The organism is Shewanella halotolerans (genome assembly GCF_019457535.1).
Lineage (GTDB): Bacteria > Pseudomonadota > Gammaproteobacteria > Enterobacterales > Shewanellaceae > Shewanella > Shewanella halotolerans.
In genome coordinates this window covers 2,140,357-2,163,743 of sequence record NZ_CP080417.1, presented here as the reverse complement: position 1 = coordinate 2,163,743, position 23,387 = coordinate 2,140,357, and the positions used below count along the sequence as shown (strand labels likewise).

Genomic DNA, 23,387 nt, shown 5'->3' with positions numbered 1-23,387 from the left:
AGATTGAGGTCAAGCCAGGAAGATTGACTATCCTTGGGGTGCACTCGCAATAGCAACTCATCCTTTCCTTAGGAAACTTAGCATTTTAGAGAAGAAGAGATGCTATTAGTTCAATCAAGAATAGATAGTGGACAGAGTGAAAATTAAAATACTATAAATTCAACTGTTAACAAAACAAAACCCAAGTTAAGCATACACGTGTACGCTTAACTATTTCTTTTGCACCAGCATGCTGTTAGACTCACCATTAACGAGGTCTAACCAGTTTTAGAGAGTCTAATGCCACCACAAACCCTGCCGCCCCAAGAGATCAGCATGAGTGATCAGCCCTGCTTAGCAACCACGGTAGCCCCCTACAGCCGAGCAGAAGAGTTGGCAAACGCCCTCAGCCATGGTCTTGGAGTCATTGCAGGCATTCTGGCGCTAGCGTTTTCACTGCACAAGGGATGGGACAGGCTAACCGATCTACAACTGAGCGGATTGGCGCTTTACTGTTTGAGTATCATACTCCTGTTTCTCTGCTCAACGCTCTATCACAGTGTCTCGGCGCCTAAATTAAAGCATAAGCTCAAGATAGCCGATCACTGCGCCATCTACCTGTTAATCGCCGGCACCTATACGCCGCTGATGCAGATCCTGCTCGACAGTGTCGAGGCCGATGCCATTCTCATCGCCATCTGGTGTCTGGCCCTAGGCGGTATCCTGTTTAAGACTGCGTTTATTCACCGCTTTAAGATCTTTAGCCTGGTACTCTATCTGGTGATGGGTTGGTTGTGTGTCATAGTGATGAAGCAGCTGCTTGCGGCCATGAGTCCATTAGGCTTTCAGCTTCTCCTGGCTGGCGGAATTTTTTACAGCGTCGGGGTGATCTTCTATGTGGGTAAGCGCATCCCCTTTAATCACGCCATCTGGCATCTGTTTGTCCTCGCCGGCGCCCTCAGCCACTTCCTATGCGTCTACCTGACGGTGATCTAACATAAAGAGAGCAAACGCCTCATTGAGTTGCAGCGCCTCTTGGCTCATCCCTAAACTGTGCATCAGGCTGATGATGCACTCTATGGTGCACAGACCTTGAGATAACTGATTCCGCCTCAGGCGATAACGTGATGGCTCGCTCTCCTGCAGCGTCAGCCTTTTCGCCGCTTGCAGATAGGGACTCTGACGCACCATCTTTCTGGCCTCCTGCCAGGTGGCATCGAGAATGATCACCTGACGCACGCCCTGCTCCCCCTCTTTTTTAAGCAGAAGCTGCTCGGGCATGATAGCCTCTTTCTCGCTCGAGCTCACGGCCGAAGCATTTACAATCGGGCCCACGCTCGAGGCTGAGTCCGTCTCGTCTGCATCGTGCTCCTTTGGAAAGAGTAATAATGCCTCACCCGATTCGCAGGCCTGTTTCAACGCCTCATTGGGCGTAACCCGCGACCAGAGCACACGACGACACAGCTCAGGGAATGCGGCTAACGCCAGCTGTCCCGTGTTGCTGGGACGATCGTACTCCCGCTCGTGCGTTAACAAGACAAACTTCACTCTTTCTCTCCCGGTCATTTTGCTGGTATTTGGAGCCTAAACTCACGCCTATCGTTAAACCAAAGGCGATGAGTATACCTCAAAGGGCTAGGACGAGGACAATGACAGGAACAAGCTTAGAAGGCCTGCTGTGGCTCGCCCGGATGGCATGATTAACGTGCGACCACTAACGAAAGTCCCGCGAACTCGATTCAAAATCATTCACCATAGCAGATAGATCTTCCAGCCTGCCTGCAATGATATGTGACACGCCAGACTGAGTCTCTAACACCCCGGTTACCTTTAAAATTTTTGATGTCAAAAATGGCTGTCGCTGCGCCCTGGCCGTGGCGCTCCAGACGATCACATTGATGTTACCCGTCTCATCTTCTAAGGTCACAAAGGTGACCCCAGAGGCGGTACCGGGGCGCTGACGCCCTACCACTACGCCCGCCACACGCACAAGCTGCCCGTGACGACAATCGGCTAACTCGCAGGCGCGGCGACAGCCCACGAAAGGCGCCTTATCTCTGAGCTGAGCCATCACATGGCGCCCCAGGCTGAGCCCCAGATGGCGATAGTCGCTCTGCATGGCAGCCATCTCACTTGGGGGTGCCAGCACCACCTCACTGGCGACAGCTGGCAAGTCATCGAACAGCGGAAGGCTCGGCTGATAGGCACTGAGTTGCCAGCGCGCCTGATATCTATGCCCGGCCAGCGTCAACAGGGCATCGGCACTGGCCAGCAGGGTCAAACAGCCCTGAGATAAACCTAGCTCATAGAGCTGCTCGACCCGGGTAAAACCGCCTTCGGGGCGAGCCGCGATAAGGGCTTTGATCTCCTCCAGCCTGAGTCCCTTAACTTGCCTAAATCCCAGACGTATCGCAGGCTGCTCAGCCTCCAGCAGGGTCACCAGGCTATTATCCCAGTCACTGTGATTGACACATACCGGCAGCACCATGACGTCGCGGCGCTGCACATCCTGAATAAGCTGCGACGGGCTATAGAAGCCCATGGGTTGACTGTTAAGCAAGGCGCAGCAGAAGGCCGCCGGATAATGATGTTTAAGATAGGCCGACACATAGGCCAGCAGGGCAAAGCTGGCCGAATGCGACTCGGGAAAGCCATACTCACCAAAGCCTTTGATCTGTCTGTAGATCTGCTCGGCGAATGTTTGGCTGTAACCCCGCGCCGCCATCCCCTGGAGCAGTTTAGCCTCAAACTTTTCAAGCTCACCGGTACGCTTCCAGCTCGCCATCGCCCGGCGCAGCTGATCCGCCTCGCCGCCACTGAACCCCGCGGCCACCATGGCCAGCTGGATCACCTGCTCCTGAAAGATAGGTACCCCCATGGTGCGAGACAGCACGGACTCGACCGCAGGGCTGGGATATTCCACCGCCTCCAGGCCGTCCCGCCGCCTCAGATAGGGATGCACCATATCCCCCTGAATAGGCCCAGGCCTGACGATGGCGATCTGCACCACCAGATCGTAATAACAAGCTGGCTTAAGCCTTGGCAGCATGGCACTCTGCGCTCGGGACTCGACCTGAAACACCCCTATGCTGTCGCCTGCCTGCAACATGCCATAGACCTCGGCCTCCTCCCATGTCACATCGGCCATGGAGAAGGCTTTCTCTGGGCGACTCAGCAAGGCGAAGGTCTTACGGATCGCCGTCAGCATCCCCAGGGCCAGGATATCCACCTTTAACAGCCCTAGGCTCTCCAGGTCATCCTTATCCCACTGGATCACGGTGCGATCCGCCATGGCCGCATTTTCAATGGGAACCAGTTCAGACAAGGGCCCTGCCGAAATGATAAAGCCTCCCACGTGCTGGGACAGGTGGCAGGGAAAACCGATCAGCGTCTGCACCAAGGGCAGTAACATGCGCCCGCGCCCAGCCTCTGGCAACATGTCGGCAAGCTGAGCCGTCCAGTGATGCTTGGGATCCCGGCGATCGATATTTTTCACCATCAAGGCTACCTGCTCGGCATCTATCCCCAGCGCCTTACCTACATCGCCCATGGCACTCTTGAATCGATAGCAGATCACCGCCGCAGCCAGCGCCGTACGCTCACGGCCATATTTGCGATAAATGTACTGGATCACCTCCTCGCGCCGCTCATGCTCGAAGTCCACGTCGATATCCGGTGGCTCGTTACGCTCCTTGGAGATGAAACGTTCAAACAACATGTTGATCTTAGTGGGATCCACCTCTGTGATCCCCAGGCAGTAACAGACCACAGAGTTAGCCGCCGAGCCCCTTCCCTGATAGAGGATCTTCTGAGACTTGGCGAAACAGACGATGTCATAGATGGTCAGAAAGAAATATTCATAGGCCATCGCCGCGATCAGCTCTAGCTCCTTCTCATACTGCGCCTTCACCCTATCAGGCACCCCATTAGGGAAGCGGCGACTGGCGCCTTCACGCACCGCCTGCGCCAGATAGTCACGGGCCTGCATGCCGGCGGGCACCACCTCGGCCGGGTACTCATACTTGAGCTCATCCAGAGAGAAGTGGCAGCGACGGGCCAGGGCCAGGCCGTTATCGATCCACTCCTGAGGATAACGTTTACGCTGCGCCGCAATCGGCTTGAGGCTCGCTTCGGCGTTGATGGAGCATAGCGCCGCGCCGCTGTCGAGATCCCGACCATGGGCGATACAAGTTAAAATATCCAGCAGCGGCTGACGCTCCGCCTCATGCATGCGCACGCCACCGGCCGCCACACAGGGGACCTTCTGAGTCTGACTCAGCCATTGCCACTGTTGCAAGTTAAGGGCCTCTCCCGGTAGCAAGAGCCGCTCCATCAGCAGATGCAGACGATCCGGGAAGGCTACAACCAGCCGTGAGGCGATGCTAGCTATGTGATCACGATAACGGGACAACAGATTAGGCTCATCGCTATGTGCCGCACTGCCCTTTGCCGTATCGCCCCCAGCCATCTCACTCTCTGCCGTATCGTTTACGGCCAAGTCACTCCTTGCCTCATCACTCCTTGCCTCATCACTCCTTGCCTCGTCACTCCTTGCCTCGCCAGCCTGCCTGAACTGCGCCAGCGTGGGCGGGCGCCACAGCAGCAGGCTCTGCTGCTGAGCCAAGATGGCCTCCAGGCTCACCCTGTACTCTCCCTTGCCCTGACTTCGCCTGGCGTTGGTGATCAGGGCGCTGATCTCACCATAGGCGAGACGGCAAGGCGCCAGCAGCACGAACAGCCCCTGGTCGAGATGAAACTCGGCGCCCAGGATCAGCTTAAGATCGCAGCGCTTGGCCGCCTCATGGGCCTTGACCACACCGGCAAAGGAGCATTCGTCAGTCAGCGCCAATGCCTGATAACCAAGGCGCTTGGCCTGCTCCACCAGCTCGTGAGGATGGGAAGCCCCGCGCAAGAAGCTGTAGTTCGAGAGGACGTGCAATTCGGCGTACTGTAATTCAGCGTACATTAGCCAAACCATCCCTGCAGGAATAATCCCTCAGGCGAGCGAAATACCCAGCAGAGCCCTCCCTGATGCATGCGGGCAAGGTAATAATCCCGCGGCGAGGCCGCCGACCAGGGACTGTGCAGCCGCTCCGGCCCCTTAAGCAGGCTCACCGACTCAAGCTCCAGGGGCTCGGGCTGGCGCAGGAGCCAATTGGGCCGGATACGGCCATCACACAGGCCATGAAACAGATCTGCAAGTAAGATCGCCTCCTCGCTCAGCGCCCGGGTCTTGCCCTGATAGCTTGCCCTCGGCTCGGCGCACCGATCATACGCTTGGCGCTCAAGCGCTTGGCTTTCAAACTTTTGGCTGGAAGCACCTTGAGTAGAAACGCTTTGACTAGACATACTTTGACTAGACATACTTTGACGAGAAGTGCTTTGAGAAACAGCTTGATTAGATAGTTTGCCCCCCGGGGCACCCGAGCGGCTTTGAGATACTAGGCTTTGAGATACTTGGCTTTGAGAGGCTCGGCTCTGAGAAAGCGAGCGGCTCTGCCAACTCAGCTCCGGCAGATGATGACTGCAGTGCTCAAGCCCCTTGACCTTATCCGCTCCTAGACGCGCCTCAAGCAGTGAGAGCAAACGCATGCTGGCATCACTCTTCCCCTCGCCCTGCCACCAATTGGATGTCTGCACAGATAGCGGCACCAGGGTATCGGCCTGAATGGCCAGACTGATCACCGGCGCCGCCAGGGTGAGGCTCTCTAGCTGCACACGGCAGAGTTTAAGTAAGGCATCCCCCCTATGCTCGGCGAAGGGATAACGGATCTCGCAGCGCAGTGGCGCCAGACTCAGATCGCGAAACACTAAGGTTAATGACAGCGCCAGCACCGCCTGCTGGCGCTGCACCAGATAGGCCGATAGGGTTGCTAGCATGCGCCCGAGGGGAAAGGCCAAGCCTTCGAGGTGGCTCACCTCATAGAGCAATTCAAGCTTATGACGATAAGACTCTGGCATCTGGTAAAACTCATGCACCTGAGGCAGCTGCCCCTTAAGCTGAGCCTGTAGGGTCAAGACTCGCTCGCCAAATCGCTCACCAAGCTCCTTGAGGGGCAAGGCGAGCAGCGCCTGCACCTGAGTCAGCCCCATGTTCTCGCAAGACTGCAGCACATGCCCTGGCAGTGGCAAGACAGAAAGCGGCAGAGACGCGACCTGCTTGAGCGCGATCTGAGGTAAATTCACCGAATACGCCCCCGCTTGATCATCTTTCGATTGGGCTTTGGTTTCTTCTCCTTGGCCTTCCTCTCCTTGTGCCTTATCTTCTTGGACTGCTTCTCTCACTTCTCGTTTGGCAAGATGAGTAGATGCCGTGACACCTTTTTCAGGCTCAAGGCTTGGTTCCGCGTTCCTATGTTCCGCATTCCTATGCTCATCACACCCAGCTTCAACAGGCACAGTGAGCGGCAGATACCTGGATCCCAACTGAGCCAGCAAGGCATTCTCCCCCAGGGCAAACTGACACTCGAGCCCATAGCCTTGGGCGCTCTTCTGATATTGACGGATGAGCCTGTCCAGACCACCGAAGATCTTCACCATGGAGCCCACCTCCAGCAGTAGGATATCAGCCACACTGGGCACATCAGAGGATCGACTCGACTTGCTTGCTTTATGTGACTTACTCGGCTTATTTAGCCTATGCTGCTGGGCCTGCTCGAACGGGCAGACAGGCGGCACGACCCTGGCACTGTAACCATAACTCCACTGGCACAGCCAATGGCTGGCCTCCTGACTCAAGGAGGATTCATAGGCCAGCAGTTGCAGCGATGGACAGAGCGCCTGGGCGGTAGCCAGGCTCTGCCCCGACTCCACGCCCTGCTTAGCCGCGGCACTCGATGCGATCAGAATCTGACTCGACTGACGCTCAAAGAGGGCCAGCTCGCCGCCCTGGGGCAAGCCTTGATGATAGCTTTGATACTGGAGTAACCAGTGGGGAAAATAGACCGCCAGCCACAACATCTACGCACTCCAGGGACCTTGTAAGATCTGACCGCTCTGCTGCTTATTAAGCTCGTTTTCCAATCTCTTATCCTGCTCCTGCAGTTTAGTCACATCGAGCATCAGACTCTGGGCCAGTAGCTCGGGTAGCAGGGATAAGGAGAAGCGCGGCGCTGGCCAGCCACCACGGCGCTTTAGAATATCCACCTGGGTCTCGAAAAGCCTAGCACTCCCCGTTTCTGTATTGGTTTCTGTGCTGGATTGCAAGGCGATCCGCAGTGGCACGGGATGAGCCTGCTCCTTGACCTTGCTTGGCAGATAACAGAGACACAGGCTCTCGCCCTTCTCGCAGGCAAGCTGCAAACGCCTGGCCTGACTGACACTGAGAGCCTCGAGCCAACATAAGACCAGAGGCGAGGCGCCGCTGGTTAAGATCTGCTCGAGGGCCCAAAGCTGCTCCTTCGGCGTCTGAGTATCGACCCACAAGAGACGGCTGACATCTATCCCCTGCATCGCCAGCGACTGGGGATAAGGCACGTGAGGCGGCGCCACCAGACTCACCAACCCGGCAGATCTTTCCTCCCTCGATTGCCTAGGGATCAGGCGGCGCATCAGAGGCAGCGCCAGGCTCAGCTCGCCGATCCCTTCGCTGGAGCAGAAGATCTCGCACAGCCCCTGACTAGGCCAGCCTCCCTGTCCCAGATGACGATTAAGCTCGGGATAGCCGCTGTCCAGCCCCATTTGCTGGGGATGATAGGCATCGCCGCGCCAGAGATCGCTGCGCTGGAGTAAACGTTCAAGTTGAAGATCTGCCAAGGCCATGATGCACCCGCTCTCATTCGGTTCGGTTAGGCGCCCCCTCGGAAATCGGACTATAGGCTAAGGCCTCATCAAGACTAATGCCTAAGCCAGGGCCTAAACCAAGACCTAAACCAGGGCTTAGATCTGACTTAACCTGGCGTTATCCCAAACACACCGAGTCACGCTCAATATAAATACCGCAAATACTGTATATAAATACAGTATATTTATAAATTGGCAGATCGCAAGCAGAGAAAGCTAAGATTTGAGTGGAAGATCACCTCAAAGCATCGAGCCAGTAAGCGGCAGACAGGCACAAAAAAACCACCCTAGGGTGGTTTTATCGGTTATCAATTATCGCTATTGATTAGCGGGATCAATTAGCGGTATTTCTTTACCTTCTTGAGTGCTATCTGCTGCTTGAGGGGCGACAGGTGCTCGATAAATACCTTGCCATCGAGATGATCCATCTCGTGTTGCAGCACGATAGCCAGGAAGTCATCGCTCTCGATCTCAAAGGCCTCACCCTCACGGTTAAGCGCCTTGACCTTCACCTTCTCGAAACGTGTCACCTTGGCGCGGTAGCCAGGAATTGAGAGACAACCCTCCTCGCCGACGATCTCACCCGAACGCTCGACGAACTCAGGGTTAATCACCACCAAGGGCTGATCGCGATCCTCAGACAGATCAATCACTAAGATGGCGTGTTCGCTGCCCACCTGGGTAGCGGCCAGCCCTATGCCATCGTCTGTGTGGTACATGGTTTCGATAAGATCATCGATAAAACCTTGCACGGCGGCAATGTCTTCTACGGGCTTGGCCTTACGTTTCAGGCGCTCATCGGGAATGGTCAATATATCGAGTACAGGCATAGTCTCAGGTTCTGGTTAATCAAATTAGGCATATAAAGTGGCGCCATTATGACCGAAATCACATTAAAGGCAACCGCAATCGGGTTTTCCCTTCAGGCCAAGCCTTGCCGGCGACTTGTATTTCATCGCCCAAGTCGATAGCATGATCAGACAAATGTATACAATATACGAGAATAATAATGACGACCCCTACACGTACCCCTCTGCCCAGTACCTTTTATGTGGCCAACACCATGGAGATCTTCGAGCGTCTCGCCTGGTATGGCTTCTTTACCCTCTCCTCCCTCTACATGACCTCTCCCGCCCATCAAGGCGGCTTAGGCTTTAGCGAACAGGAGCGTGGCCTGCTGCAGGGAATGATCCCCTTCTTTCTCTACCTGTTTCCTGTACTTACCGGCGCACTGGCCGATCGCTATGGCTACCGTAAGATGTTCCTGATCGCCTACGCCATCATGTGCCCCAGCTATTTCCTCCTGGGTCAGGTGAGCAGCTTTAGCGGCTTCTTCATCGCCTTCATGGGGGTCGCCATAGGCGCGGCCTGCTTTAAACCTGTGGTGACGGGCACTGTGGCACGCACCACAGATCACACCAACCGCGGCCTGGGTTTTGGCATCTTCTATATGATGGTCAATGTGGGCGGCTTCCTCGGCCCCTTCATCGCAGGTTATGTCCGCGCCATCAGTTGGGACTGGGTCTTCATCATGTCGGCGATCTGGATAGGCATTAACTTCATACCGGCGACCTTCTTCTATCGCGAGCCAACGGATCCCCACCAGCAACGGGGCAAGCCACTGTCTCAGGTGTTACGCGATATTCAGGAGGTACTGGGCAACGCCCGTTTCGCCCTGCTATTTTTCGGCACCTTAGTGATCCTGCTCTCCTACGGCGCCAAGTGGATCAGTGGCGAGCATTGCCTCACCATCTATCTGGTGTGGTTTAGCCTGCATTTTCTCTGGAACGCGCTGGCCAAGTCAGACAAGCAACTACCCTGGTATCAACAGAAGATCGCCCTGGGCAACAAGCCCTTCGTGATCTACCTGCTTATCCTCTCCGGCTTCTGGATGGTCTACCAGCAGATCTTTATCACCCTGCCCATCTATATCCGTGACTTTGTCGATACCTCAGACCTGGTCGCTATGCTCGCCTCCTGGCCCGGACTGCTCGACTTCTTCGCCCCCGTGGATATCACTCTGCTTAGCGACGAGCTTCTGAGCGCGGCAAAAGCCTACACCACCGGGAGTCAGAGTCTGTCAGAGGCCTACTTCGACTTGGTGCATGCCAAAGTAATGATCCCAAGGGAGGAGCTGGGCGCAGCCCTTGGCGCAATCGCACAAAGCCCAGAGCTGGCCAATCAATATAGTCAGCAGTTCGTCCAGCAGTATCGTCAGGTTAACCCCGAATACCTTATCGGCTTGAACTTCCTCTCCATCGTGCTAATGCAGGTGATGGTGAGTCGCATCGCCGAGCGCTTCAGTCCACTACCCGTACTGGTAGCCGGCACCCTCATCCTGGCACTGGGCACGGCACTTGGCGGACTGGCCCACGGCATACTCATGGGCGGCGCCATGGTGCTCACCTCTATCTTAGTCTTCTCTATCGGCGAGATGGTGGCGTCTCCTAAGAGCCAGGAATATGTGGCCAGCTTCGCGCCCCAGGATAAGAAGGCGATGTTTATGGGCTACTATTTCGTCTCATCTGCCATCGGCTTCCTGCTGGCGGGCCCGCTATCGGGTTACCTCTACGCCGAAGTGGCTAAGGGCGCCGGGCAGCCTGCCCTGATGTGGTACATCATAGGCGGCTTCGGCCTGCTGGCTGCCATAGGCCTGGTACTGTTTCACCGCTTTGGTGCCAAACAGGCGCTATCACAGGCGCAACCAACCGCCTTGGGCGCGCAAGGCTAGCGAAACCGCCGCTTTACGCAGATAAGTAAACAGACAGTTGAACAGACAGGCCGAGCGACAAGAACCTGTCTGTTCTTTTTCCCCTGACAACTCACAACCTAGCGGTCAAGCACTACAGCAACTATCTCCCTCATCTCGCCTCTCTCGCCGCTCAGGCTCTCGGATAGTTTGACTCTCCTTTTAACCTTAGAAATTATAAAAAATCTGGTTTACTATCAGAACATAGCCTTGAGCCAGACAGAGGCGTGCTTAAGTTAAGCGCTTTGAGCTAAACGCTCAGGGCTCAAGCAATAGATCACTAGCCTAATATGCAGAGGCCTTAGGGCCAAAACGGAGAACACGTGGATCAGACACAGTTATCACCCATGGCCAAGATATGGCATGTGATTGCCCTGATCCCCGAGGGGAAGGTCAGCTCCTATGGCAAGATAGCCGATCTCGCGGGGCTTCCCGGGCGGGCACGCTACGTCTCCCGCGCCCTCAAGATGGCGCCCGATACATTGGAGCTTCCCTGGCATAGGGTGATCAACAGCCAAGGCAAGATCGCATTTCCCGAGACCAGCCCCCATTTTATCGAGCAGATGCAGAGATTAAGAAGTGAAGCGATAGAAGTGAACCGAGGTAGGGTTAAGCTGTCCAAGTATGAGTGGCAGCCGGATCTGGCGACCCTAGTGTTTGCATTACCCTTTTAGCCTATAGTTACCGGGAGAAGGCCTTGTCGATATTCAAATCCGCATTCATGATTTCATCTTTCTGTGCCATTGCCCTTACCGCACAGGCCGATGAATACCCCTTGACCCCCCACACAGCCGAGTATCAGGTGAACTACGGCAGCATAGAGCTGGGTAAGGCGCGCTATCAGCTGCCGGCGCCTCAGGGCAACTTGTACCAATATCGTTTCGACAGCGACGTCAGCCTCTTGATGCTGTGGGATAAACGCACCGTCATCAGTACCTTCAGCAAGGATGGTGAGCAGCTAATCCCCATGCGTTTCACCCATAACCGCAGCGGTACAGGCTCCGACTATCAGGAACAATCCGCCTATGTACTGGATCAGAAACTGGTGCACAGCCGCTACAAGGATGAACGGGCAAAGTTTCCCTATACCCCGGATCTCTTCGACCCTCTAATGGTTCAGCTGCAGTTTAGGCTAGATATCATGAAGGGCGGCAATAAGCTGCACTACAAGATGCTCAAGAGCGGCGAGATAGATGAGTATGACTTTAAGGTGGTCGGCAAGGAGCGCATGGTGATCGCGAGCGGCACCTATGAGACGGTCAAGATAGAGGTGGTGCGGGACAACGATAAACGCCAAACCTTTTTCTGGATGTCACCCGAACTCGGTTATCTGCCTATCAGGCTCACCCACTTCGAGAAGGGCAGCAAACAACTGGATATCACCCTGCTTAATTATCAGTACAACGAGCCGACTATGGCACAAACCAGCGAGCAGACAAATAAACAGACGAATCAACAGACAGGTGAACAGGCCAAGGCCCTCGTAGACAGACAAAACCAATCTCACCCATAGAAAGTCAGCCATAAAAAGTCAGCCATAGACAATCAAACATAGACTGAGTTACTTGTCTGAATCACGCGCGCATTCTGCCCAAAGGATTAGCACTACCAACATCAGCATTAAAAAGGGGCCTTAGGCCCCTTCGCTTTTTCCAACGTTTACAACTAACCGTTTGCTTGGCCTAAGCTCTTTAACTTAAGCTCTCTACGCTTAACCTCTATTGGCTTCAGCTCTTGGCTTTAGCTCTCTTGGCTTTAGCCTTCTTGAGTTAAAACAAGCTCGCCCCGGGCAAACAGCTTCCACTCTCCGGGCTTAAGAATATGCCAGTCTTCATTATCGGTCAGCGGCCTGGTCGCGATAACGGTGACGATATCGTTGGGCGTGGTCTCCTTGTCGAAATCGATCACCACATCGGTATCGATAAGCTTGGCCTTACCAAAAGGAGCCCGTCGGGTGATGTGACACAGGTTATTGCTGCAATAGCTCATCAGATGCTCACCGTCGCTCAAGATCATGTTAAACACCCCAAGGGCGCGGATCTCATCGGCCAAGGTGGCGATAAACCGATAAACGGGCAGCAGATCCGCAGGCGCCTGATCGCCAAAACGCTCCACCACCTTCTCTAAAATCCAGCAAAACGCCAGTTCGCTGTCAGTATCACCCACAGGCTGATAACGGCGCACCGCAAATTTTTGCTGATAATCGCTAAGCTGACCATTATGGGCATAGGTCCAGTAGCGTCCCCATAACTCGCGGGTGAAGGGGTGGGTATTTTCCAGCGACACACAGCCGCGATTAGCCTGGCGGATATGACTAACCACCACTTCACTCTTGATGGGGTAAGACTTGATCAACTGCGCCACATGGGACTGGCTACTCGGGCAGGCATCCTTAAAGGTGCGGCTGCCCTTACCTTCATAGAAGGTGATCCCCCAACCATCGACATGGGGACCTGTGACGCCACCACGCTCTGCCAGCCCGGTAAAACTAAACACGATATCCGTGGGCACATTGGCACTCATGGCCAGCAACTCACACATAAACAGACACCTTAACTCTAAATTGCTTATCTTATTTAATTCTAACGACTTGACCCAATTTGTGGAATCCTCGCCTCAACAAAAAAGTTAAACAATTGTTTGAAAAATACTTGTATAAAACCCGCCATAGGGTTAGATTTTATGCGACACAGGTCTGACCAGCATCTATAATTGTGATAATGGTCATATAAAAAATGCTGACATAGAGCAGCTTTCGGTCGCTATTGAAGGAGAATTACCGTGACTAGCTTACTTTGGATTTTTGTGATGCTCTTTGCGTTAGGCGCCTTAGCCTACCTTAGAGTATCCCTGCTGACCTCGACCATCATCGCGGCTATCGTGATGGCACTGGGTACAGCAACCGCGAGCATTTCCCCCCTTGCCTGGCTGGTCTTTCTGGCCATCGCCCTACCGCTTAACATAGGTGCCTTCAGAAAGAGCGTGATCACCCGTCCGCTGCTGAAACTCTATAAAGGGATCATGCCGGAGATGTCTTCCACCGAAAAAGAAGCGATCGAAGCCGGTACCACCTGGTGGGAAGCGGATCTCTTTGCCGGTAAGCCTAACTGGAAGAAGCTGCACAACTATCCGGTCGCCCGTCTGACCGCAGAAGAGCAAGCCTTCCTCGAAGGACCGGTTGAGGAAGTGTGTAAGATGCTCAACCAGCATCAGGTTTCTCATCAGCTCGGCGACCTGCCCGAATCTATCTGGCAATACCTCAAAGACAACGGCTTCTTCGCCATGATCATCAAGAAAAAGTACGGCGGTCTGGAATTCTCTGCCTATGCCCAGTCTCGCGTACTGCAAAAGCTGGCGGGTGTCTCTAGCGAGCTGGCCTCAACCGTCGGCGTGCCTAACTCACTCGGCCCCGGCGAGCTGCTACAGCACTATGGTACCCCGGCGCAGCAAGATCATTATCTACCTCGCCTGGCCAAAGGCCTGGAAGTTCCCTGTTTCGCCCTAACCAGCCCGGAAGCGGGGTCGGATGCTGGCGCCATCCCTGACTTTGGTATCGTCTGTAAAGGCCAATGGCAAGGCGAAGAAGTGCTGGGGATGAAACTGACCTGGAACAAACGCTATATCACCCTGGCGCCGGTTGCGACCGTGCTGGGTCTGGCGTTTAAGCTGCAAGATCCCGACAAACTGCTGGGTGACAAGGAAGAGCTGGGCATCACCTGCGCCCTGATCCCAACGGATGTGCCTGGCGTCGAAACCGGTCGTCGTCACTTCCCGCTTAACTGTATGTTCCAAAACGGTCCGACACGCGGAAACGAAGTGTTCGTTCCCCTGGACTTTATCATCGGTGGTCCAGAGATGGCCGGTCAGGGCTGGCGCATGCTGGTCGAGTGTCTCTCGGTTGGACGCGGCATCACCCTACCTTCTAACTCAGCCGGCGGCATCAAAACCGCGGCAGTGGCCACAGGTGCCTACGCCCGCATTCGTCGTCAGTTCAAGCTGCCTATCGGTAAGCTGGAAGGGATCGAAGAGCCAATGGCTCGCATCGGCGGCAACGCCTATCTGATGGATGCGGTCACTACCCTGACTACCACAGGTATCGATCTTGGCGAGAAGCCATCGGTTATCTCGGCCATCGTTAAGTATCACCTGACCGACAGAATGCAGAAATGCGTCATCGACGCCATGGACATTCACGGTGGTAAAGGTGTCTGTCTGGGCGAGAACAACTACCTGGGCCGCGGCTATCAGGCGGCGCCTATCGCCATTACCGTTGAAGGGGCTAACATTCTGACCCGCTCTATGATCATCTATGGTCAAGGGGCGATCCGTTGCCATCCTTATGTCTTAGCCGAAATGGAAGCGGCATTTGATCCTGACATGCATAAGTCGCTGAACGACTTCGACTCTGCCCTGTTTGGTCATATCGGCTTTACCACCAGCAACCTGGTGCGTAGCTTCTGGTTGGGCTTGACCTCGAGCTACTTCTCGAACAGCCCGTACAAGGACAAGACTAAGCGTTACTATCAGCACATGAACCGTTTCAGTGCCAACCTGGCCCTGCTATCGGATCTGGCCATGGCAACCCTTGGTGGTGGTCTTAAGCGTAAAGAGCGCGTCTCGGCCCGTCTTGGCGACCTGCTAAGTCAGCTGTATTTGGCCTCGGCGACCCTGAAGCGTTATCAGGACGAAGGCCGTCAGAGTGAAGATCTTGTGCTAGTACAATGGGCGGTTGAAGATGCCCTCTACAAGCTGCAAGACTCGCTGGACGATCTGCTCAACAACTTCCCGATGGGACTGGGCCGCGTGCTAAGAGTCATCCTCTTCCCATTTGGTCGTCCAATTAAACGTCCAAGCGATGTTCTGGATCATAAGGTGGCTAAAATCATGCAAACCCCTTGTGCAAGCCGTGACCGTCTGGGTAAAGGCCAGTTCTGGACACCGTCTCCATTCAACGCCGTCGGTATTCAGGAGCAGACCTTTAAAGACATTCTGGCCTGTGAACCGCTGCACGATAAGATCTGCAAGGCAACCGGTAAACGCCACCCCTTCATGTGGCTGGATAAGCTAGCCGCCGAGGGTAAGGCACTGGGGATCTTGAGCGATGAGGAAGTAGCGCTGCTCGAGCGCGCCGAAATCGGCCGCATGAAGTCAATCAATGTCGATGACTTCGACCCAGCCGAGCTCAGAGCCCAGACCCTAGACAATGAGACTCAACATCAGGCCGCCTGAACTCAAGGCGAAAGCTGATTCGTAAAAAAAGGAGGCAACCGCCTCCTTTTTTATGTCCAAAACTGCAAACTCTATTATTCAAGCGAGAAAGATTGAAGCTAAAACATTAACCTGCCGCTTTCTCGTCAGCTGTCACTGCTGACGGCTGCTGACTGCTTTTACTTTCCTGATTCCCATCAACTGACGTAGAAAGCACACATTCACCGTCTTCAATGGACGCTGCCGCCCTCTTCTCATCGGCCAGCAGCGCCACATTGAGCGCCTCTTCGGATAGTAGGCTAATAAGCTCTATGCCCACAGGCAAGTCATCCACCGCCTGGGTAATAAGCTTCACCTTGCCCTCTTGCAGATAGATGAGCGGCAAGGCGCCTTCACCGTAGCGCTGCTTAAAATCGGCAAAGCTAAAGTTCTCCGTCAGGCTGGTACTCTTGATCTTGCCGCCCTTGGCGATGGTGCTGGCGAGCCTTGCATAGGTAACATTGTCGCCAAACAGGCACAGACGCTCTAAATAAGACTCGGACAACTGATGGCGGGCGCTGTTACCCTCGCCGCTTCTCAGGCCAAACACCTTATTCTTGCCGAGAATATCTTGAAAATGAAAAGTCACCAGCGGATTGAGCTGACGATAGGGAGACAAGACCAGGAGGCGACCCAATCCAGTCATATCCAACGCGTTATCGGCATGCTCTGAGGCGGGGTTACCAAAGTACACGGGAATATTATCCATGCGCGATAAACGTATGTTATCCCAGTTGTTATCTGCCAAGACCACAGACACATTCTTCTGGAGAAGTACCTTGGCAAGCTCTCTGGCAAACTTGGAGGCGCCAAAAATCAGCAGCCCCTGAGCAGAGCCCGCCTTCACCCCTAAGAACCGCGCCCAGGCCCCGGCCGTGAGGCTCTGCGATACCACTGTGCCTATGATGATCAAAAATACCAGCGGCACAATCTTGTCGGCACCCGCCACCCCGAGGCGCTCAAGCTTGATGGCAAACAGCGAAGACACCGCCGCCGCGACTATCCCCCGCGGGGCCACCCAGCTGAGAAACCATTTATCGGCGCGAGGCAGCGAGGTGCCCACGGCGCAGCACCAGACACTTAAAGGTCTGGCGATAAACATCACCACCAACAAAAGCGCCAGCCCCTGCCATCCCAGCTGCATTAGCGCGGTAGAGTCCAACCTGGCCGCCAGCAAAATAAACAGGCCCGAGATGAAGAGTACGGTGAGCGTCTCCTTAAATTCGATGATCTCACCAATATCCACACCACGCATGTTCGCCAACCAGATCCCCATCACGGTCACGGTAAGCAGGCCAGACTCTTCCTGCAGCAGGTTAGAGGCCACGAAGGCCCCCAGCATAATGGTGAGCACGGCGGTATTCTTAAGATAATGCGGCACCCAGGCACGGCGCAGCATCACCCCTATGCCATAACCAAACAGGGCGCCAAGTCCCAGGCCGACACCCAGCATGGAAAACAGCGAGAGCAACACATGACTGGCGGGCTCAGCGGCCACAGTCAAGTATTCAAACACTAAGACGGCCAGCAAGGCACCGATGGGGTCGATCACTATCCCTTCCCAGCGCAAAATACTGGCCAATTGGGATTTTGGCTTGATGCTGCGCAGCATAGGCACGATCACCGTAGGGCCGGTCACCACCACCAGCGCGCCAAACAACATGGCAAGCTCCCAAGAGAACCCCATGATAAAGTGCGTCGCAACACCGATACAGAGCCAAGTGACTAAGGTGCCGAGCGACACCAGATGGGTCACCATGCGGCCATGTTCGCGGATCTCGGAGAAATTGAGTGTCAGTGCGCCTTCAAACAGGATCACCGCTACCCCGAGGGAGATCACAGGAAACAGCAGATCGCCAAAAATGGCATCGGGATCCAGCAAATTAAATACAGGCCCCACCAACAGACCACAGAGCAACAAGGGGAGTATCGCCGGCAGTCGCAGGCGCCAACCAAGCCACTGACACACAATTGACAAGATCCCCACTAACCCCAACATGGCCGTGATCTTTTCTACCATTATTTTAATCCTTAATACGCTAAGGCTGACTCGCCCCAGTAACTAGCATGAGTATAGCCAAGACGGGCGATTAAATAACACGCCTACTTTCCCTTTGCTTGCAAGATAACATTGTCAGCTCAAATGTATAGGACAACTAGAAGCGAAAAGGCAGTTTGGAGAGTCTGCTCGTTACAGAGACAAGATAATTGAAAGATTTGATAGTTCCGTCATTATCAAAGAGGCTTGGATGTAGTTGGCGTTGCAAAACTCAATGTAAAAGACAGTGTTGTAGATTGGTTAAATATTCAGTCGATAATTAAGGCAAAGAGTACATACATAGGTTTTAAGGACAAAGCTAATCATGTGATAAATCACTTTTGTGATAGGAAGGTATCAGATATAAGTCGAAATGAACTTTTACTATTTTAAGCCAAACCATTAAGTGATGGATTATCACCTAGATCTGTAAATTATGTTTTTACAGTGCTTAGCAGTATTTGGCATAATGCTTTCGAAAATGGGTTAATGCAGAACACCCCTCTTAGTCGAATAAGTAACTTAAAAATAGATTCAATGCTGTTCCATTCACGAGAACGGTAATGAAACGGATATCATTAGTTGATACAAAGCATCAAGCTGATATAAACATGATCATGTTTTGCTGTTGATCAGGACTATCATTATCCGAATTGATCGCGCTTGCTTGAGAGGACGTAGATACAGATAATAGGACAATTCATGTTAAAAGAGCCAGAGTATTGAATGAATACAAAGTGCCAAAGGAAAAAGGGAGGATTCGGATCATTGAATTAATCGATCCCGCCAAACATTGGTTGCGTCGTCAAATAGAATATACTCAGTCAGATTCACCTTTAGAAATCCTTATCAGACAACGCAACATTACTCAAAAAAAGAGTATATCCAGTTCATTTTCAGGAATAGTCAAAGTGGTCTTTTATGGAATGAACATAGCGTAAGAAGATGGTTTACTGGTTTACTTAAACAAGCCAAAGTCCGTCATCGACGGCCCAAATCAATGCCGTCATACATTTGCTAGTCAAATGCTATCGAGTCACGTACCGATAAAATGGATTGTACGTCAACTTGGTCACTATGACACTTCGATGATCAAGAAACACTATGGAAAGTGGATTGCATTTGATTCAGTAAAACTAGCTAAACGTGTGTCTGAAATGATTGGTTATGATGTTAGTATACGTAATGCCTAACTCTCCTACTAAAATACTGTAGATAGCGAAATAAAAAAGTTACAATCATTGGAAAAACAGTGACTCGTCCTAGCTAGTCACTGTTAATTTACCACTACAACTTACAGTCACATGAAATCAATAATTACCCCACCCTAAAAACTATTACGTCAAGCTCTATTTCTTAATAAATGCTTCAAGCCAATCGTTCTTAGATATATCTAGCCTTTTTAAAATCTTTGAAATTATAAACGAATGTATCTTTTGTTCCCTCTTATGCCTTCCCAATGTATATATTCTTGAGTTTTTACGCCAAATTTTTATCTCGCTACCCTTTCCATTTTCAACATAACAATCAAAAGCCTTTCTCATGAAATCAAAAAAAGATGACATAGTGACGGATGGAATTGTTTTTTTTATAGTTGTACCGCCAGCATCTAAAACAACCTCACTATCATTTGAAGTTAATGAAGAGTGGTATTCAAATGTGAAATCTGCCAAATTATCAAAATCATCAGTATTGATACTCTGTGTTTTTCGCACCGCATACAAACTCAAAAGTTTGTCATGAAACTCGCTTAACACATAATCACCTAATATCTCTAACTCTTTAATTTTGCAATCTTGTTTAGCCATGCACCAAAAATCATGTGTAACAGACCAAGCAAACCTATAGGTTGATGTTGTATGGATATCTGCATTATCTTCTGGTTTACCAATGGCAAAGCTTGGAAATCCAAACTCCATAAATAAAAATATCGCCAAATCATTATTGATTATTATTTTATTTTTATTAGGATCCCATGACTTGACATAGAGAGGTATCAGCTCAAAAATATCAAAAATCATATTTGCCCTATCATCGCTGCTAGTTACACTTAAAGCATTGTGCTTTGCCACTCCAATATCATTAACAACCCTTATTATGCAAGGCTCTACTACTATATAGTCCCTTACATTATACAATTCCATTTGGTTATTTAAAAAATTGGCTTCACTAGGTAATTGACAAAACCCTTTAAAGTCAATTTCTGCTGGGTTGAAAAAATTATTACCTACAGGAAGTGAAATATGCCCACCAATGAACTCACTTAAAAAAGACTGTACTAACAAATCTATTGCATGTTCAAAAAAGAACTCTAAATGCCTGCCTTCATACCAAGTAAACTCATCTAATGGTTTCAGAATATTCTGAAACAAAAACAATTGTGCTTTAGCAGCTGTCAACCTTCTTTTTCTATAAGCCAAGTCTTTCCCGATCGATGAGAAATTCATTCTCAGCTTTTGTTGTACCTCAGATATCTCTGGTTGATTAAACCATTCAAATCCATCTTCTGGATACCGTCCTCCTGCAATGAATGAATTATGAATATCTATAGCCTCTTCATATAACGAGACAATTAAAGAGTAATTCCTTTTTAAAGCTTCTCTAAAACTAACGGGAAAAAAAACTTGCTTATCAAACTTTAATACAGTTGAATATTCATCACCTAATAGAAAACGTTCCCTCAAGCTTGGCAATATATGCTCCCTTGAGTTAATAGAATCTACTCTCGCGGCTTCTTGCTGTTTAAACACCGTTTTTTTCAATGACTTTGAAAAAGTCGGACTTCCCTGTTCCATTATTTCTTCCTTTTGGTTTATTTTAATTATGTAGCTGACTTACTCAACCCGTTCATCAACACATCAACACATCAATCCAGCAAAGCCTTTCGTAATAGCTTTATTTGACAGAAGTTTCATGGCCATCTCGATAGAAAATTTTAACGATACTACAGTATGTATCTGATAAGTGCAGTAAAGCTAAGCAGTAAATTTAGTAAAAACATCAAAAAATTTGAGTTAACACAAATAGATCGCTACGCAGTCAGTGTTGCTTGGCTTACCGTCTAATCATTAAAGTTGGACGCCAAATGGCTTGAAGATGAAAGTTGTGCGATGAAGCGAGAAATGTCGGCAATAGTGAATTTTCCCCTAAAATTCCCCAAAGCAAAAACGGGAATCAGTAGTGACTGATTCCCGTTTTATTAATTTGGCGGAGCGGACGGGACTCGAACCCGCGACCCCCGGCGTGACAGGCCGGTATTCTAACCAACTGAACTACCGCTCCTAAACTCGGATAAAACGCCTTGGCATCTCATCAAAATTAGGCACTTGACTGGCGGAGCGGACGGGACTCGAACCCGCGACCCCCGGCGTGACAGGCCGGTATTCTAACCAACTGAACTACCGCTCCACATCAAGTTGCGAAGGATAATACTTAGGCCACCTAGTCCCGTCAATAACTTTTTTCCTGAAACAAACTAATCAGTTAAAAATTCGCCAACCTAGCCTGATTAATCAATAAGAGCGGCTAGCTTTTATCCGGCTCGACGCCTTTTAGCTCCCCCTCTTCCGGCATGGTCAGGTCGATCTCATCCAGGGTCGGTCCTATCTCCTTAGCCCGCTGCTCTTCGAGACGCGCCGCGGTTACCGCCAGTGCCTGCTTAAGGTTCTGCCGTTTACGCCATACCAGGAGTGCCAGCGTCCCTATAATAAGCAGTGTTATATTGACTGTGATTATCCAGAACATGGCATCATCTTTCGCCTTGGCCTCGGCGATGGCCGCCTTCTTGGCCGCAATGGCCGCCAGCTCTTCAGCCGTTGGCGGTGGCTCGGGTGGTGGCACCAGATTAAAGAACTTCTCAGGCAGAGTGAGCAGCACCTCGCGCCCCGAGACAGAGGTGGCCGCGGCAATCCCCTTGATGCGATAACTGCCGAACTCAGAAACCTGAGGCAAGGTCAGCTGCATACGCTTGTCGGTAACACTTTGCACAGGGAGGGTCAGCTGCAGCCCGGCGGGGCCGACTAATTCAAATTCGAAATGGGTATTTGCCAGCTGCAACTGCTCATCATCGACAATCACCTCCACCTGCCAGCGGCCTTTGAGGTGATCCTCCGGGGCGATGACAGAGAGAGAAACCGGCATAGGCAGCAAGACTATGTCGCCACCAACCTCACGGCTAAAGGTGTTGTTCTTGGCGCTGACCAGAAAACGATAGTGGCCCCAAGGCTGATTGAGGTTAATATCGGCGGTAAAGATGCCATCGTCGGGCGCGCCATCCAAGCCTTCGCCGTTATCCTTATAGCTGCCGACGATTAAGGTACCGGCGGCAAAGTTCTCGTCGCCGGGCCTATGCTCGCTGATAAACTTGGCCGTCCAGTCCACCAAATAGTCCAGTCCTGGCATGCGCATGCGCTGCTCGTCGCCTAACAGCTTGGCGGTTATCTTGATTCGCTCGCCCTGATAGAGCGGCTGCGGCATAGGGTCGACCTCGATCCCCAGCTTGGAGACCTTATCGATTTTAGAGCCCTTGGCGACTTTACCCAGCAGCTGCCAAGGCCCAGGCATGGGGGATTTGATGGTGATGATATCGCCGCTTAAGCCATCGACCCACTGCACCGACTCTGGATGGCGCGAGACATACCACTTGCTGCCGTCGGGCAGCACGATGATCACAGGCGCGCTGCCATAGTCGCGCTGCACAAACAGGGTCAGCTCATCGACCATATGATCGATCCTGAAACGGTTTTTAAGCTCGCTCGCCTGGGACGAAGGCACGACCTGGGCCGTGGCATTCAAAGTAAGCAGCAATAATCCTGAGGTGAAAATTGCGCGTAGCAGCCAATTTCTCATAGGATGACGTTTATCCTCGCCAAATACATTGTCCTGATTTTTCGACTAAATCTAATCTTTGCTCATGCATATTCAGTTCATCGGCCGATGCGCCGATCACTTTAAGATTTGGACGATTATTTGCGAGACGTATGATGCCACCGCTCTCCTGCCCCGGCTTCTCATTTGAGAGTTCAAACTTGGTCTGCCCACCCGTCATGATGAGATAAACATCGGCCAGGATCTCGGCATCCAACAATGCCCCGTGGAGTTCGCGGCGTGAATTATCTATGCCGTAACGCTTACACAGGGCGTCCAGGTTATTCTTCTGGCCTGGATGAAGAAACTTGGCGATCTCCAGCGAGTCCAGCACCTGGCAGATATCTGTGGTTTTGGGTCCCCTGGGGGTGAGCAGCGAAAACTCGTGATCCATGAAGCTCACGTCGAAGTTCGCGTTGTGTGCCACAATCTCGGCGCCATCGATAAACTCGAGGAAGGCTGGGGCTATCTGAGCAAACACAGGCTTATCGGCCACAAACTCGTTGGTGATACCGTGCACCGTGATCGCCTCTTCATCGATCGCCTGCATCGGATTGATATATTCGTGAAAATGGCGGCCGGTCAACTTACGGTTAATCACCTCTACACAGCCTATCTCGATAATACGATGGCCAAAATAGACGGCACCGGCCCCCTGGTTCATACCCGTGGTTTCGGTATCGAGAATCACTTGGCGCTTAGCATTGGAGATAATATTCATATAAT

General features: G+C 52.0%; 15 protein-coding genes and 2 tRNA genes. 5 read left to right on the top strand and 12 right to left on the bottom strand.

Annotated elements, in window-relative coordinates; all coding sequences use genetic code 11:
- Positions 1–279 precede the first annotated feature (279 nt).
- Positions 280–975, top strand: coding sequence for a PAQR family membrane homeostasis protein TrhA (gene trhA / locus K0H81_RS09175; protein WP_220060661.1), 696 nt, complete (start codon positions 280–282; stop codon positions 973–975).
- Here the strand turns inward: trhA and K0H81_RS09170 are convergent.
- From K0H81_RS09170 to def, 5 genes are all read right to left on the bottom strand, one after another.
- Complete coding sequence (locus tag K0H81_RS09170; RefSeq protein WP_220060660.1) at positions 949–1,527, bottom strand: DTW domain-containing protein; 579 nt, start codon at positions 1,525–1,527, stop codon at positions 949–951. The genes trhA and K0H81_RS09170 overlap by 27 nt on opposite strands.
- Before the next feature lie 166 nt (positions 1,528–1,693).
- Complete coding sequence (locus tag K0H81_RS09165) at positions 1,694–4,945, bottom strand: error-prone DNA polymerase (RefSeq protein WP_220060659.1); 3,252 nt, start codon at positions 4,943–4,945, stop codon at positions 1,694–1,696.
- The gene (locus K0H81_RS09160) at positions 4,945–6,939 is read right to left on the bottom strand and encodes a Y-family DNA polymerase (RefSeq protein ID WP_220060658.1); all 1,995 of its coding nucleotides are present in this window, start codon (positions 6,937–6,939) and stop codon (positions 4,945–4,947) included. The genes K0H81_RS09165 and K0H81_RS09160 overlap by 1 nt, the downstream gene beginning before the upstream one ends.
- Positions 6,940–7,740, bottom strand: coding sequence for a translesion DNA synthesis-associated protein ImuA (gene imuA / locus K0H81_RS09155; protein ID WP_220060657.1), 801 nt, complete (start codon positions 7,738–7,740; stop codon positions 6,940–6,942).
- 359 nt (positions 7,741–8,099) lie between these two features.
- A complete protein-coding gene (gene def / locus K0H81_RS09150) occupies positions 8,100–8,591 on the bottom strand; it encodes a peptide deformylase (protein ID WP_220060656.1) in 492 nt (163 codons plus the stop codon).
- Between the two features lie 179 nt (positions 8,592–8,770).
- Between def and K0H81_RS09145 the strand changes: the two genes are divergently transcribed.
- The 3 genes from K0H81_RS09145 to K0H81_RS09135 all read left to right on the top strand — a co-directional run bounded on the left by K0H81_RS09145 (position 8,771) and on the right by K0H81_RS09135 (position 12,023).
- Complete coding sequence (locus tag K0H81_RS09145) at positions 8,771–10,492, top strand: MFS transporter (protein WP_220060655.1); 1,722 nt, start codon at positions 8,771–8,773, stop codon at positions 10,490–10,492.
- 365 nt (positions 10,493–10,857) lie between these two features.
- Complete coding sequence (locus K0H81_RS09140; protein ID WP_186300680.1) at positions 10,858–11,184, top strand: MGMT family protein; 327 nt, start codon at positions 10,858–10,860, stop codon at positions 11,182–11,184.
- 47 nt (positions 11,185–11,231) lie between these two features.
- Positions 11,232–12,023 carry a DUF3108 domain-containing protein gene (locus tag K0H81_RS09135; RefSeq protein WP_220060832.1) on the top strand — a complete coding sequence of 264 codons (792 nt, stop codon included), beginning with the start codon at positions 11,232–11,234 and terminating at the stop codon, positions 12,021–12,023.
- A 242-nt stretch (positions 12,024–12,265) separates the two neighbouring features.
- On the opposite strand, the gene K0H81_RS09130 is transcribed toward K0H81_RS09135, so the two are convergent.
- Entirely contained in the window at positions 12,266–13,051 is a 786-nt protein-coding gene (locus K0H81_RS09130; RefSeq protein ID WP_144204280.1) for a class II glutamine amidotransferase, read from the bottom strand.
- A 240-nt stretch (positions 13,052–13,291) separates the two neighbouring features.
- On the opposite strand from K0H81_RS09130, the gene fadE reads away from it, so the two are divergent.
- A complete protein-coding gene (gene fadE, locus K0H81_RS09125; protein WP_220060654.1) occupies positions 13,292–15,739 on the top strand; it encodes an acyl-CoA dehydrogenase FadE in 2,448 nt (815 codons plus the stop codon).
- Positions 15,740–15,845: 106 nt separating this feature from the next.
- Here the strand turns inward: fadE and K0H81_RS09120 are convergent, their stop codons facing one another.
- The 6 genes from K0H81_RS09120 to dnaQ all read right to left on the bottom strand — a co-directional run bounded on the left by K0H81_RS09120 (position 15,846) and on the right by dnaQ (position 23,382).
- The gene (locus tag K0H81_RS09120; RefSeq protein WP_220060653.1) at positions 15,846–17,777 is read right to left on the bottom strand and encodes a cation:proton antiporter; all 1,932 of its coding nucleotides are present in this window, start codon (positions 17,775–17,777) and stop codon (positions 15,846–15,848) included.
- 1,367 nt (positions 17,778–19,144) lie between these two features.
- The gene (locus K0H81_RS09110) at positions 19,145–20,590 is read right to left on the bottom strand and encodes a hypothetical protein (protein WP_220060651.1); all 1,446 of its coding nucleotides are present in this window, start codon (positions 20,588–20,590) and stop codon (positions 19,145–19,147) included.
- A 410-nt stretch (positions 20,591–21,000) separates the two neighbouring features.
- Positions 21,001–21,077: transfer RNA gene (locus K0H81_RS09105), tRNA-Asp, on the bottom strand.
- A gap of 49 nt (positions 21,078–21,126) precedes the next feature.
- Positions 21,127–21,203 (bottom strand) — tRNA-Asp (locus K0H81_RS09100).
- Positions 21,204–21,320: 117 nt separating this feature from the next.
- Entirely contained in the window at positions 21,321–22,643 is a 1,323-nt protein-coding gene (locus K0H81_RS09095) for a TIGR03503 family protein (protein ID WP_220060650.1), read from the bottom strand.
- A 10-nt stretch (positions 22,644–22,653) separates the two neighbouring features.
- Positions 22,654–23,382 carry a DNA polymerase III subunit epsilon gene (gene dnaQ, locus K0H81_RS09090; protein ID WP_220042563.1) on the bottom strand — a complete coding sequence of 243 codons (729 nt, stop codon included), beginning with the start codon at positions 23,380–23,382 and terminating at the stop codon, positions 22,654–22,656.
- Positions 23,383–23,387 lie beyond the last annotated feature (5 nt).

What these genes read in the sequence shown, in the direction of transcription:
- trhA (WP_220060661.1), top strand. Translation starts at nt 280, where the DNA reads ATGCCACCACAAACCCTGCCGCCCCAAGAGATCAGCATGAGTGATCAG.
- K0H81_RS09135 (WP_220060832.1), top strand. Translation starts at nt 11,232, where the DNA reads ATGATTTCATCTTTCTGTGCCATTGCCCTTACCGCACAGGCCGATGAA.
- K0H81_RS09095 (WP_220060650.1), bottom strand. Translation starts at nt 22,643, where the DNA reads ATGAGAAATTGGCTGCTACGCGCAATTTTCACCTCAGGATTATTGCTG.
- imuA (WP_220060657.1), bottom strand. Translation starts at nt 7,740, where the DNA reads ATGGCCTTGGCAGATCTTCAACTTGAACGTTTACTCCAGCGCAGCGAT.
- K0H81_RS09110 (WP_220060651.1), bottom strand. Translation starts at nt 20,590, where the DNA reads ATGGAACAGGGAAGTCCGACTTTTTCAAAGTCATTGAAAAAAACGGTG.
- K0H81_RS09130 (WP_144204280.1), bottom strand. Translation starts at nt 13,051, where the DNA reads ATGTGTGAGTTGCTGGCCATGAGTGCCAATGTGCCCACGGATATCGTG.
- K0H81_RS09145 (WP_220060655.1), top strand. Translation starts at nt 8,771, where the DNA reads ATGACGACCCCTACACGTACCCCTCTGCCCAGTACCTTTTATGTGGCC.
- K0H81_RS09165 (WP_220060659.1), bottom strand. Translation starts at nt 4,945, where the DNA reads ATGTACGCTGAATTACAGTACGCCGAATTGCACGTCCTCTCGAACTAC.
- K0H81_RS09120 (WP_220060653.1), bottom strand. Translation starts at nt 17,777, where the DNA reads ATGGTAGAAAAGATCACGGCCATGTTGGGGTTAGTGGGGATCTTGTCA.
- def (WP_220060656.1), bottom strand. Translation starts at nt 8,591, where the DNA reads ATGCCTGTACTCGATATATTGACCATTCCCGATGAGCGCCTGAAACGT.
- dnaQ (WP_220042563.1), bottom strand. Translation starts at nt 23,382, where the DNA reads ATGAATATTATCTCCAATGCTAAGCGCCAAGTGATTCTCGATACCGAA.
- K0H81_RS09140 (WP_186300680.1), top strand. Translation starts at nt 10,858, where the DNA reads ATGGCCAAGATATGGCATGTGATTGCCCTGATCCCCGAGGGGAAGGTC.
- K0H81_RS09160 (WP_220060658.1), bottom strand. Translation starts at nt 6,939, where the DNA reads ATGTTGTGGCTGGCGGTCTATTTTCCCCACTGGTTACTCCAGTATCAA.